At 45.0% G+C, this 338-nt stretch carries 1 protein-coding gene; it reads left to right on the top strand.

Features of this window, described 5'->3' with window-relative positions; genetic code table 11:
* Positions 1 to 79: 79 nt before the first annotated feature.
* On the top strand, positions 80 to 338 hold a 259-nt coding region (locus R0K30_RS21380; RefSeq protein ID WP_410612785.1), incomplete at its 3' end, for a TetR/AcrR family transcriptional regulator.

The raw sequence follows: 338 nt of genomic DNA, 5'->3' as shown, positions 1-338 counted from the left end.
CAACTGGTCGGTTTTAAACGAACCGAGCCCCGCTTTGCCGGGACAACGATATGAATGAGGCGGAAAGGATCTGTGTGAAGTGACAAATACAAAAGGCGGTGCCGGAAAGAGCGAAAAGACGAAGAACAGGCTCGTATCCGCTTCGCGTGACTTATTTGCAAAAAAAGGATATTCAGAAACATCGATTCGGGATATTTTAGAGGCGGCCGAAATCAGTAAAGGCAATCTATATCACCATTTTAAAGGAAAAGAGTTTCTGTTTCTTCATATCATGGAAGAGGATCACCGCGTGATGATCGAGACGTGGAGGGAAATGGAAGCTGATCTGAAAAATGCTG

Source organism: Bacillus sp. SIMBA_154 (genome assembly GCF_046536015.1).
GTDB classification, from domain to species: domain Bacteria; phylum Bacillota; class Bacilli; order Bacillales; family Bacillaceae; genus Bacillus; species Bacillus pumilus_P.
The sequence above is the reverse complement of the archived record's forward strand: the minus strand, read 5'-3'. Positions and strand labels throughout refer to the sequence as shown.